The sequence below is a fragment of the Bradyrhizobium sp. Mp27 genome (genome assembly GCF_029953005.1).
GTDB classification, from domain to species: Bacteria; Pseudomonadota; Alphaproteobacteria; order Rhizobiales; family Xanthobacteraceae; genus Bradyrhizobium; species Bradyrhizobium barranii.
This window is the reverse complement of the sequence record NZ_JASAUS010000192.1, coordinates 1-11,354: the sequence shown is the minus strand read 5'-3', so window position 1 is coordinate 11,354 and position 11,354 is coordinate 1. Positions and strand designations below refer to the sequence as shown.

At 61.9% G+C, this 11,354-nt stretch carries 12 protein-coding genes and 3 pseudogenes; 5 read left to right on the top strand and 10 right to left on the bottom strand.

Going from position 1 to position 11,354, the window contains the following annotated elements:
• Positions 1-49: 49 nt before the first annotated feature.
• Together QJT78_RS44290 and QJT78_RS44285 are read right to left on the bottom strand one after the other, a co-directional pair.
• Positions 50-379, bottom strand: coding sequence for a ParA family protein (locus tag QJT78_RS44290; protein ID WP_253575127.1), 330 nt, complete (start codon positions 377-379; stop codon positions 50-52).
• A gap of 56 nt (positions 380-435) precedes the next feature.
• A complete protein-coding gene (locus QJT78_RS44285; RefSeq protein WP_028153803.1) occupies positions 436-660 on the bottom strand; it encodes a ParA family protein in 225 nt (74 codons plus the stop codon).
• 658 nt (positions 661-1,318) lie between these two features.
• Between QJT78_RS44285 and QJT78_RS44280 the strand changes: the two are divergent.
• Positions 1,319-1,521 (top strand): annotated as a pseudogene (locus QJT78_RS44280) (WGR domain-containing protein).
• Between the two features lie 106 nt (positions 1,522-1,627).
• A complete protein-coding gene (locus QJT78_RS44275) occupies positions 1,628-1,933 on the top strand; it encodes an HU family DNA-binding protein (RefSeq protein WP_028153804.1) in 306 nt (101 codons plus the stop codon).
• Positions 1,934-1,951: 18 nt separating this feature from the next.
• Here QJT78_RS44275 and QJT78_RS44270 read toward each other — a convergent pair whose 3' ends face one another.
• From QJT78_RS44270 to QJT78_RS44235, 8 genes and pseudogenes are all read right to left on the bottom strand, one after another.
• The gene (locus QJT78_RS44270) at positions 1,952-2,095 is read right to left on the bottom strand and encodes a hypothetical protein (RefSeq protein WP_171901345.1); all 144 of its coding nucleotides are present in this window, start codon (positions 2,093-2,095) and stop codon (positions 1,952-1,954) included.
• A 61-nt stretch (positions 2,096-2,156) separates the two neighbouring features.
• Complete coding sequence (locus QJT78_RS44265) at positions 2,157-2,468, bottom strand: DUF736 domain-containing protein (RefSeq protein WP_018273795.1); 312 nt, start codon at positions 2,466-2,468, stop codon at positions 2,157-2,159.
• A 633-nt stretch (positions 2,469-3,101) separates the two neighbouring features.
• Entirely contained in the window at positions 3,102-3,563 is a 462-nt protein-coding gene (locus QJT78_RS44260) for a hypothetical protein (RefSeq protein WP_049810422.1), read from the bottom strand.
• Positions 3,564-3,670: 107 nt separating this feature from the next.
• The gene (gene repC, locus QJT78_RS44255; RefSeq protein WP_028153806.1) at positions 3,671-4,903 is read right to left on the bottom strand and encodes a plasmid replication protein RepC; all 1,233 of its coding nucleotides are present in this window, start codon (positions 4,901-4,903) and stop codon (positions 3,671-3,673) included.
• Positions 4,904-5,118: 215 nt separating this feature from the next.
• Positions 5,119-6,138, bottom strand: a complete 1,020-nt coding sequence (repB, locus tag QJT78_RS44250; RefSeq protein ID WP_028153807.1) for a plasmid partitioning protein RepB — start codon at positions 6,136-6,138, stop codon at positions 5,119-5,121.
• 2 nt (positions 6,139-6,140) lie between these two features.
• Positions 6,141-7,346, bottom strand: coding sequence for a plasmid partitioning protein RepA (gene repA, locus QJT78_RS44245; protein ID WP_038945473.1), 1,206 nt, complete (start codon positions 7,344-7,346; stop codon positions 6,141-6,143).
• Between the two features lie 501 nt (positions 7,347-7,847).
• Positions 7,848-9,020 (bottom strand): annotated as a pseudogene (locus QJT78_RS44240) (tyrosine-type recombinase/integrase).
• Positions 9,021-9,033: 13 nt separating this feature from the next.
• Positions 9,034-10,125, bottom strand: coding sequence for a hypothetical protein (locus QJT78_RS44235; RefSeq protein ID WP_028153809.1), 1,092 nt, complete (start codon positions 10,123-10,125; stop codon positions 9,034-9,036).
• 232 nt (positions 10,126-10,357) lie between these two features.
• On the opposite strand from QJT78_RS44235, the pseudogene QJT78_RS53335 reads away from it, so the two are divergent.
• From QJT78_RS53335 to QJT78_RS44220, 3 genes and pseudogenes are all read left to right on the top strand, one after another.
• Positions 10,358-10,413: pseudogene (locus tag QJT78_RS53335) on the top strand (transcription factor); the annotation flags it as partial.
• Positions 10,414-10,817: 404 nt separating this feature from the next.
• Positions 10,818-11,084, top strand: a complete 267-nt coding sequence (locus QJT78_RS44225) for a type II toxin-antitoxin system prevent-host-death family antitoxin (RefSeq protein ID WP_028153811.1) — start codon at positions 10,818-10,820, stop codon at positions 11,082-11,084.
• Positions 11,081-11,314: a hypothetical protein gene (locus QJT78_RS44220; protein ID WP_049832001.1), complete on the top strand. Its 234-nt coding sequence runs from the start codon at positions 11,081-11,083 to the stop codon at positions 11,312-11,314. The genes QJT78_RS44225 and QJT78_RS44220 overlap by 4 nt, the downstream gene beginning before the upstream one ends.
• Positions 11,315-11,354 lie beyond the last annotated feature (40 nt).

Here is an 11,354-nt window from a genome sequence, read left to right as displayed (position 1 = left end):
AGTCTCGGTCATGGCGTATCGCTCTCCTCGAGAGGTTCTGGCAGGCTCGTCACCCGCCTCGATACGCCGCCTTCCTCACACCGTCATCACCCAGATTCCGCCATAGCTCTTGACGGGGCGACTTCGTGTTGAAGTTAGAAGGCAACAACCCGAGGAACTTCGTATCCTGGCGGCCATAGCGCCTCTGCACGCCGATCACGGTCTGCATCAGACCTTTGACGCCCTTAATCGAATAGTCCTCTAGATAGATGGGGGCGAGCACATGCGACGCTGCAACCAAACAACCGACACTGCGAAGTCCAAGTGATGGTGGCGCATCGATGACGCAGGCATCGAACTGATCCGACGCGATAGCGAGGTTCTCCTGCAGAGTCGTTATGGCGGTCGCGCTGCTGCGATCGAGATCGGTCAGCGAGCTATCGGCTGGCGCGAGCGTTAGGCCTCGTCTTCCCGAGGCACGACCCGTATCCCCGGCTTGAACAGATCCGCGGCTAACGTTGAACCAGCGTAGTGCCTCAACGTATCCGACGCATTGCTCTGCGCATCAACGTCGATTACGAGAACGCGGAGATCCGCTTCCGCCATGAACCAGGCCAAATGCACTGCAAGCGTCGTCTTGCCGACCCCGCCCTTTTGATTATTGATGACAATGGTCTTCATCTTAAGGTCCGAAAAAGGTCTAACGGCGCGGGGGTCATATCTTGGTCCATCATGTCATGGCGGATGTTGGTTTGAACCAACAGCGATCGCGAATCCGATCACCGGAACGATCCTGAAATTCACCCGGAGAATCCCCTGCCAGAAGAGTCAGGTCAGTCCATAACCATCGAAGGAAACTCTGGGACGCGAGACTGGGATTGTGCTCGTTGCTGGGCGCTCTGCGACGGGGTCGCGAGAGGATCGTCACGCGAAGGCGTGGAGACCACTTGCGGGCTCCGGGAGCGTCGCCGCGGCGGCGCGAGTAGAGCAGTCCCCGAAGGACTCGCCCAAGCAGGCAAGGCAGTAAGAGCCGCAGGAAGCTTTGAATTAAGAGCCGATCTCTTGCAGGCCGCTCTTGTGATCAGGACTGGCGCTTGCAAGCTAGGTATTGCGACGCGCGGCCCCGGTGGGGACGTCTCCATCGAGGAGAGATTCAATCCGGCAATAGGACGGGTCGCGTCAATTTCTGGCGCAATGGACCCATCGATAAAATGAATCGAACTGCCCCGTCGATTCATAAAACTCATTGGACGCCACTTCCCTAGGAAGCGAGAATCCGTCCGTGCCGAAATCCGAACCAGAACCGCTTCATCTGCGCCGCATCGATGCCGCGCACAATATGTGGCGGTTTATGCGTTGTCCACGCAGCCGACCTTGTTCGGGGGAATGTCGCTGATCCGCAATTGGAGCCGGATCGGCGCGAATGGCCAGACCATGATGCAGACCTTCGATGGCAGTGCAGAGGCGGTCGAAGCGTTCGGACGGCTGGAGCGTACCAAGCGGAGACGCGGTTACGCTGCAGCGGACGGAAACCTGTCATAGTCTGACAATTTTTCGGGGATTACGGCTCTGCGCTGTGATGCGGGCTCTATCTGTTCCAGGGCGTTGATGTCAGACGAGCAAATCGAAACAAGACGGAGCTCGTCTCATGACGACTGCCAATGAGATTGCCGAAAAGATTGCAGCCGAGAACGACCTAACAAAGGCTCAGGCGAAAACCATCGTCGATAGCGTGTTCAAGGCTATCGCTGATGCGGCCGTAAGCGGGACCGAGACGAGCCTTCCAGGCTTCGGCAAGTTCAAGGTCAAGGATAGCCCCGCTCGTGAGGGCCGCAATCCGTCCACCGGCGCAACGATTGCGATCGCAGCTTCCAGGAAGCTGACGTTTACTCCTGCCAAAGCCATCAAGGATGTCCTGAACGGAGGAGCGGCCCCGAGCGACGGTGCGTCGTAAATCGCAAGACAAGGGGGCTTATGCCCCCTCCTCGGCTGCGAGCGCTTCGTCGCGTCGGCGGATGAGTTCGGCCAGCTCGCCTTCGAGCGCCTTGCGCTCCGCTGGCGTGAATACGCACTCGCGCAGCTCGGCGCGCAATTCTTCAAGGGTGTCAATGGTCATGATCGCATCTCCTGTCGAAGGGAGCAGGCCCCGCCTTGCGGCGGAGCCCACTGGTTGGGCCTCAGTCCCGGTTCGGCCGGGACCAGATCAGTTGGAGGCCTTCCGCACCCTCGACCTCGGTCAGGGTGGCGTAGATCGGAGCGGGGAAGCTCGGATCGTCCAGCTTGACGGAGAGGTAGTCGCGCTCGGTGTCCTTGGCGGTCTTCTGCCAGGCCGCACCTAACTCGACGTTGCCCGAGTAGATGCGGAAGTGCGGTCCCTTATCGGACGGGTTCTCGACGCGGATCAGCTTGGCCTTGACGTTGAGGTTGAGCGTCTTGATCGCGCCGGAGAAGCCATTGCCCGTGGAGGTGAAGGTGCCGATGGTAGCCATTGTCGCATTCCCTTGGTTTTCTCGTGCCGCGCCTATCGCGACCTCGATGGCGGTCGTGAGACCGGAGGCGATCGACCTGCACCCACAGGGCCGAAATGAAATGGAGGGCGGCCGGCCGCGACTTTCTTGGACCGCGAGGAATGGCGCGCAGCGCCAGGGGAAGAAAGTCGGGGACGGACGTTGCGGGGACAAGATCGAGAGCCCGCGAAGCGGGATCGGCCTTCGGTCAGACCAGCCTCTATCGAGGACGCAGATGGGTGCGCCCGTCGCGAAAATATATGGAATGAAGACAGGCGGCCCTAATCCGTTCGACCATTCGGATCTCCGGCAAGGGGCGTGGCAGCAAAATGCGGCTTACCTTAAGTATGGCCACCTAGACGAGCGCGTCATCGCCCGCAAATGGACATCATCGCTGTCAGCAATCTCGACGCACCTGTCGAAGTCGCCATCGCAAGATCGACGACGCGGCATGGCGACGTACCCGCCATGTGGATGCAATCTCGTCCGCCGCGTCCACTCGCCCCCTGCGAGGCGCCAAGAGATCCTAGCGTCCACGCGCAAGCTGGCGGCCGACTCGGTCGCCAGAGCATGGGCAACCATGGTGATGCTGCGGAGCCTCGCGTTAGTACAGGCTCACCCCGGAGCATGAAACCGCGCACGCCCGCCGCGAAGAGTCATCGCGTGCGCCGCGACGATCTCGTCAGCGACCATGCCCTCTGCCCGCAACAGCCGCTCATGCAGAGTCTCGAACATATCGAGGATGTCATCATTGGGTTCATTCTTGCCCTGCTCGATGGCATCGGCGACGAGTTCATCAAGGGGCGTCTCCCTCAATTGGCCTTTCTCAAGAAGCCCTTCAAAAAGACTGTCGCTGCTCGGCTGCGGTTGGATGCGACCGTCGGAGTTGCACCAGACGGTGAATGTCTGTTGTCTCAGAACGGCGTGCTCGACCATCTCCGCATCCAACGGAACCAGCGTCCCCCAGGCCTCACCCGCCTCGTCCGCGAACCCCGCCACGTACATCCGCTGCTCCGCGGCGCCTTCATCACGAGGCTGGAAGAACGGCGTGAGGATGATTGGAGGGTGCTTTGCCATGACGATCTCTCCGAACGGCTTTGCGTCGACACAGCGCAGCAGCTGGTTTAGTGGGGGTATTTCGATCGCACGAAAAAGGCAAGGTCTGGGAAAGGCGCCTCATCGCTTCACGCCCGCTGCTTGTCTCGCCGGCGAGAATTGATCTGCGCCATCAGGATCGGGCCAAGCGAAAATTCGCCGACCTCGGCTTTTCGCGTCAGACCGCGCAGATAACCGCCGGCGGAATTGATCGCCGTCCCGCGCTGCAGGATGCACGCGACGACGATGGCTGCGGGGACCTCGCCCATAACCTTTTGAGCCTCCTCCCAGGCGCTCGGACTGATCCCCAGCATCGATCGTACAACGGCCGCTGTGGCCAGGAAATCGCGCCAGTTCGAAACCCCACCCTTCGCATAATCGACGATGTCGGGGCACGCACTCAGGACCATTCCTAACGGATACGTTCCCTCCCCGACTCGCGAGGGTTGAGGTTTGGGCTCAGCTCCTGCCGCCCTGCCTTCTTGAAGGACAGGTTCAAGATCAATAGGGACGTCTGGTTTTGAATTCTGTATGTGGCGCTCAGAATGGGACTCATTGGCGCTCGGATTCTTGGATTTGATATGTTCTTCCAGAAGATTGAGCACGTCGTCGGCTAGCTGGGACAACTCGTCGGCGATCGGCTCGAGCTCCTGGCGCGTAGCCGTGCGCGGAATCTGATCAACGATCGCGCGAAAGGCAGCGTGCACGACCTGCCAATCGGCAGGCCCCTGCCCTCCCCTTTTCATTGGGACGGCTTCCTCGATGCCCGTTGCAATCATCTTCGCGATGTCGCGCCGACACAGCGTGATCCGCTCTCGTACGAGCTTGAGTGCGCGGGCCTCGGCTTCGATATCCGCCGCCAGGCTCTCGAACTCTTCAGAGCGCACGACCAGCGGCGACAGATCAAAGCCGAAGGCGAGTTCAATCTCGCCGGCATCGTCCTTCCGCGCATACCGCTTGCCATTTGGACTGTCGCGCCGAACGATGAGCCCCGCGTCGACCAGCACAGCGAGATGGCGCCGCAGCGTCGATGCCGGCATGCCGTGCGCCCGCCGGGTCAGCTGATGGTTCGAGGGGAAGACAATCAGATCATCCTCCCCTGTCAGCGCGGTCTCGGGATGGAAGGTCAAGAGCGCGTTCAATACGGAGAGCGAACGCTCCGACACCCCAAGGCGCGGCCGTGCCGTGCAGATGGCGTGGAAGATCTTCCATTTGTGCACGATCTTTTCGGGGGGGCGTGCCGTTGCGACCATCTGGCTTGCCACATGGGCAAGCGTCAGCGACCGCCGCCCAAAGGGCGTCGTTGGTGGATGTGACTGCATGTCTTTGCCTCAGCTGGGCAAAGAAAATCCGCTCGCCGAAACGGCGCCAGAACGCTTGACAGTGATTCGCGGAAGTGCGATTCTTTGAATGCTAATACAAAGAAGGGGCTTCCGGAACGGCGACGTGACGGGGGCCTTTTTCTTTTGCCTATGGTTCTCCGACGTAGTTGCGGTGGTCTTGATCCGGCCGGCTCATTCCGACCAGGCAAGTTCGGTTATGCCGGTGGGTCGGCGGCTTTGAATTCGTCGTAAAGGGCTTGCAGCCGCTCTCGGACGAAGTCGCCAAACCTCGGAGCGACGCGATCGTCGAATATCAGAGCAAGTTTCTTTCCGGCGCGAGAGACCTTCGCGGCGTGCGTTCCATCCTTGGCGGCCCACGTTTCGGCGCGGGCGCGGGACGTCTTTTCGCGTAGGCCATCTGCGAGCGTCTCGAAGCGCTTGTCGGTGTCCAACGCTCTGAATGTCGGAGCTTTGACTATCTCAAGTGCGCGGGCACGATTGTGATCTCGCTCCAAGAGGTCGGTCAGCTCTTGCCAGCGCACGCGGCCGAAGGCTGGCGCGGGCCCGATGGCGTCGATGACCGGAGCCGGGACTCTGGTCGCAATGGCTATGAGGCGCGAGAGCGCAGCCTTGTCGACGTTGAGCGACGCCATGACGATCTCGCGGGAGAATTTCCGATCCTCGAGCCGCGCTGCGAAGCGTGCGCGCTCGATGAAGGTCAGATCGGTGCGGCCGCTGTTTTCTTGGCCCTGCGCAATGACGAGTTGCTCATCAGTGAGGGAGCGAACTACCGCCCTCACCTTTATGCCGAGTTCGCGGGCCGCCCGCAGGCGGCGATGGCCGAATGCGACCTCGTAGCGCTCAGCGCCATTGGGTTTCGGACGAACCAGAATTGGGAGGTTTTGCCCGTGCTCGCGGATAAGCTCGCGGAAGGCGGCGTTTTGCTCCTCGGTAGCCTCCATGCGGTCGGGCACGAACGAGTTGTCAATCAGCCCGGGGTCGAGTTCGACAATGACCTGGCCTTCGATGAGCTTTTGCTCGATTTCTTCCGCGCGCTTGACCTTCTCGGAGATACCGCCCAGCGAGTGCGATATTGCCCCGAGGGCGCTCGATTGTTTGATCGGGCGTTCAAGTCCGAGAAGAGGTCGCGAGCGCTGCGGGGCTGCTTCGTGCACTTCTGCTCGCTGCGCCGAGGCATCCGCGGTGGGTGGATCGAAGTTGATCTTGCGCGCCATGGTCAGCTCCTAGCCCAGACCTGTTTGATCAGGCCTTCGATCTCCCCGTTCACGAGATCGAGCGCTTCGATGGCGCGATCATAGGTGCCTCGGGTGAACTGTTGCCGCTCAACCTCGTAGAGGGTCTGCTTGGTGAGGCCGGCATCGGCAACCGCGGTGCTCTTTACCATTGGGTGGGTCAGCACGCGCGAGCCGAAGATAGAGCGCATCAGACCGACCATCGTCGTCTGGGGCCCATCGCTAGGCTCATAGCGAGTGACCAGATAGCGCATCCAATCATATTGGGTGGCGCCACCGGCGTTCGCGACGACGTCGAGAAGGCTCCCCGTCATGTTGAGGAACTGAGACATCGACATCACATCGAGCATCTGGGGATGCACTGTGATCAGGACTGCAGTCGCTGCGCATAGCGCGGAGAGCGTGAGGAAACCGAGTTGCGGGGGGCAATCGATCACCACGACATCGTAGGCATCACTAACTTGGGCCAGAGCTTCGCCGATCCTAGCGAAAAACAGTGAATCGTTGCTCTCTCGTGCTATCAACGCCTTGGGCGTCTCATGCTCGAACTCCATGAGTTCGAGCTGCCCAGGAACGATGTGTAGGTTCGGAATGTAGGTGCCGCGGACGATCTCCGGCATTTCCCGGCGGTCGGCGTCGTAGCGAATGGCGCCGTAGATCGTTTCATTCTCGCCGACATCAAGTTCGGGTTGATGCCCGAAGAGTGTCGAGAGGCTCGCTTGCGGATCGAGGTCAATTGCAAGGACCCGATAGCCGCGGAACGCAAGATACTGGGCGAGATGTGCGGCCGTGGTGGTTTTGCCGCTACCGCCCTTAAAATTCATTACCGAAATGACCTGGAGCGCCTCAGCGTCGCGCCGGTGTGGGACGTATCGGCGGGCACCTTTACCGGTGCTATCGAGGTCCCCGCGCAGCGCGTCGATGTCTTCGATCGAATAGCTCCGACGGCTGTTGGGTGGCGCGGGGGGCCCCTTCCCTTCCGATACGAGTTGCCGAAGATAGCCCTCGGCGATGCCGATAAAGCGCGCGGCTTCCGCCGGCGAAAAGCGGCGTATGGTCTTCTGGGCCGCGGGCGGAAAGTCGCGAAGCTGTTGCGCACGCAACCGCGTCGATAGCTCCGCCGCGTCCGCATTGATCAGCGACCGCAGATCGCGGACATTCTGTTCCAGGGTCTGAGTCGACGTCGGCATTCCTGATCTCTGCATCTGCGAATTTTTTAGCAGTTGGTCTCAAAAAGCGCTGACGGCGAGTCATTGCCCGATTCTTTCGACGCCGCAAGGATTATCGAGTTAACGAGAAGCTAACCGCTACGAGTGTTGCGAAACCACTCGGCGTCGTCGCATATCAATCAGCCTAGGAAGTATGAAGTTGTACGCTGACAACTTAACGACCGCGGGGTCGTTTCCCGAATAAGTTTCGTCACATACTGGACCGAAGTTTGCACCAGCGAGCAAGCAACCGACTGATCCGACTCGCGGATTTTGCAATCGGCTTCGCTAGTGGACACGCACTGCTGCGACCGACGAACGCTGGGACGTCGGAATCGAATCATAAGCGAGGCCGACTTGGGAACAGCGCGGCAAGTAAAATTTCTATCCAAGCGACGACGAATTCGATTCGGCTTTCTGCCGATTGTAAGTGCAAACTTCGGACTAGAAGCGAGCAGCGGCACGCTGCGAGTTGTACGCTGACTAAACTCCCAAGCGGGCGGCGCGCCCCTGACTGCGCTCAGCCTCATTGTAGTAGCTGGCTGCCTGTTGCACCGAGCGATGCTGGGATTGCTGCATCGCCTCGGGCAAGGCAACGCCCCGTCGCGCTGCTTCGGTTAAATACCCCGCACGCAGTCCGTGAGCAGAAAACTCCCTGGCTTCGAACCCCGCCATCGCACAGCGGCGTTTAACGATCAGGTTGATCGACTGCGGCGTTAGTGCCCGTTCCTCGATAGCTTCCCACTGATCGATAGCCCGGAACACCGGACCCTTCATTATGTCCGCCCGGTGCAGCCATTCGAGCAGCGCCTCGACCGGCGGCCCGACCAGAAACACCCTCCCCTCGTCGCTGGCGTCGCCCGTCTTGGTGCGACCGAGCTGGATCGCCAAGCATGGCAACGTCAGCGACTTCGGATCACATGGATCGAGCAGCACCTCCGGCTCCTTGCTGAGCTGCTCGACCCGCAGCCGCGCCACTTCGCTGCGGCGACGCCCGCCGGAGGCAAAGGCGAGCAGCAGGATGGCGAGGTCACGCGTGTCGGCGAGACGGTCGGACGCGCAGGTCGCGAGGAGGCGATCCAGCACATCCCGAGTCACGGCACGCTTGCTCTTGCGCTGGCGCGGCCGCGTGCTGGCGCGCACGGCCAGCCGCAGCGCCGAGCGCAGGCTTGGCGAGGCGAACGGACCCTCCTGCCCTTTCCACCGATGCAAGGTCCCCCAGCTTGCGAGACGCCGTTTTACCGTCGAAGGCGCATGCGGTCCGTCGCTCCGCAGCATCTCGCTTTCGCGCAGGGCGGCCACGACGTCGGGCGGCATGCCGTGCTGGGGATCGGCTTCGCGCCTGGCGGGGTCCCAGAGGTGGTGTGCGACAAACTTCAGCGCTAAGCTTTCCGACGCCGGCCACGGCAACGCCGTGCCGGTGGCAGCTTGTGCCCAAGCCTCGAGGTAGGCGAGATCTGACGATAATGCCCGCAGACTGTTCTCGCCCATGCCCTCGCACGCGAGGTGCTTCAGCGTCTCAACATCGCCGTCGGTCAGGAGCTAGGCGAGCCGATCGCGCCGCTCCATCGGCAAAATCGCTGACAGGGTATCGAGCTGCAGCGCCCGTCGGGTTGCGGGATCGGCGAGCAACGAGCGAGCGCTGATGTCGTCCATGACCGGCGCGCTCCTAGAAGCCGTAAGGCTGGTCGGCCCAGCGCAGCAGCACCGCCGCATCCTGGTCCGGCAGCCGTATCCGCTGCACCCGCAGCCCGGCCGCAATCGCCAGGCCGACGTCGGGATCGACCCAGCGTCCGTGGGTCATCAGGAAGAACCAGCCGAAAGGCAGGCCGACCTCGCGGTCGATCACCTCGATCCGGTCCATCAGGAGGTGAACGGAAACCCCCGGTGTCGCCAGAAGCCGGTCCTTCGGCGGCCACAATGGCCGGGGAATGAAGCCAATCTCGCGTTCGCCCCTATGGGTGTAGTCACGGATATCGAGCGCCCAATGCGCAAAGACGCGGTGCGCGCTCGCGCTCGATTCCTCCCAATCCTGAAAGAAGCGGATCTCCCGCGGCACGTGGTCGAACCAGTCCGGCACGGCTTCGAGGAACGGGGTCTCGCGCGTGCCGCTCGGCCCGATCTCGCGGATGACCCGCCGTTCCATCTCGGGTCGTTTGGCCTCACGGCGCTCGCGCTCGACGCGGGTACAACGATCGAGAAAGCTGCGGACGTAGACGAAAGCGCCGCCGGCGCGATTAAGCAGCCGATAGACCGGTCCGACCAGGCGCTTGGCCTCGGCCGACCCGTCACGGCGAATCCAGCCTGGATCGAACAGTTCGTCTTCGCCGAACGGGCGATAGTCCGGATTGACGATCGGACCGGCCTGCCACTCGCTTTCACGGCCGAGCGCGATCTGGATGTAGTCGGCGGCAGCCGGCCCGGTTGGCGCGAAGACGAAGGCGCTGGCGCCGCGCCATTCGGTGATCTGCAGGTCGGTCTCTTTCAGACGACGCCAGAGCGTATCGATATCGCCGTGCTCTTTGGCCAGCTCGGCCGTCATCCACGGCCGCAGCTCGCCGAGGCGCGTGCCATCCGGCCGAAACACCGACCGCGTGTCCCGCCAGTAATCGTCGTCGATGCGCGCCATGCTGAATTCAAATCCCGGGAAGGCGCGGGCGAGGGCAGGGACGAGGTCGTCGTCGGCCGAGGCCGGTTCGAGGTCAGCCAGTATGGCCTCGATGGAAGAAGCGTCCGGGAGACGGAGAAGGGAGGCGTTCATAGACGATTAACCATAAAATCCACCTCACGCGCCACGAAGGACCGCGCGTCTTTGCGGGGTTGCGCCCGGATTTCCCGTCTGTCGAAAGCGCCCGATCGGCGGGCTGCGCCCCCGTCGACCTGGTATCAGCACGGCCCAAGAACTTGGCAGCCCTGCCAATAGCCTACCCAGCGCCCTTCGCTTCGTATATCCGCGATGATGTATACGGATCCACGATCTCGAGGAACGTGCCATGGCCTTCCACATCAAGAATCCGCAAACCGATGCGCTGGCCCGCAAAGTGGCGGCGCTGAAGAAGATCGGCCTCACTGAAGCCGTGCACGTGGCGCTCGCCCGGCCTCCAGTTCTGCCGGGATCTGCGCGCGAGGAGCAATCCGGCGAAGGGCCAACCGGCCGACAAGGCATTTCGCGACAGCCTGTATTGACGACGCCTGATGTTCATGGACGCCTCGGCGTTGACTGTGCTTCTGACCGGCCCGACTGGAACCTTCCGGTGAGCCCCTTGGCGCTTGGGCGTCGATCCCGCACACTGATATTGAGCCCGCGTAGGGCCATCGGGTCGGCGACCGGAAAAGGAAGAAATTCGAACGTCCGGAAACCGGGGGAGGGAGCCGGCACGGAGAGTGAGGGGTCGGGCTGCGGCTTGAAATTTATCCCGGTTTCCGCTATTTTGGCGGAAACGGAGATTTCTCATGCCCCCTGTCACGCTCAGTGCGAGCGAATTCCAGGACCGGGTCGGCGAAGCGCTCGACCGCTCCTTGAGCCAACCGGTGCTGATCACCAAGCACGGCCGGCCCCGCAACGTCGTGCTCTCATACGAGGAGTACCAACGGCTCAGCGCCCGCGATCGCCGGGCTGTGCGCACCGAGGACTTCACCGAGGAGGACATTGCCGCGATCGAGGCGAGCGAGATGGAGGCTGGTTTCGAGCACCTCAACGCTGAGCTCGAGGAGAAATGACCCTTGAGCCGCGGGTCGGCTGGCTGCTCAGCTATAGCTATCTGTGGGCCGACGATCAGCGGCGCGGCGACGAGGAGGGCAGCAAGACCCGGCCCTGCGCCCTGGTCGCGGCGTCTCGTCGCGACGGTGACCGCGTTTTTGCGATCGTCGTTCCCGTCACCCAGAGCTGGCCCCGGTTGTTTGGACAGCGCCCCGCTGGATTTAAGTGGATTCCTGCCGGGTTATGCTGAACGCGGGGCTTTACGGTTTTGTCGTTGCGTCGGGAGGGCG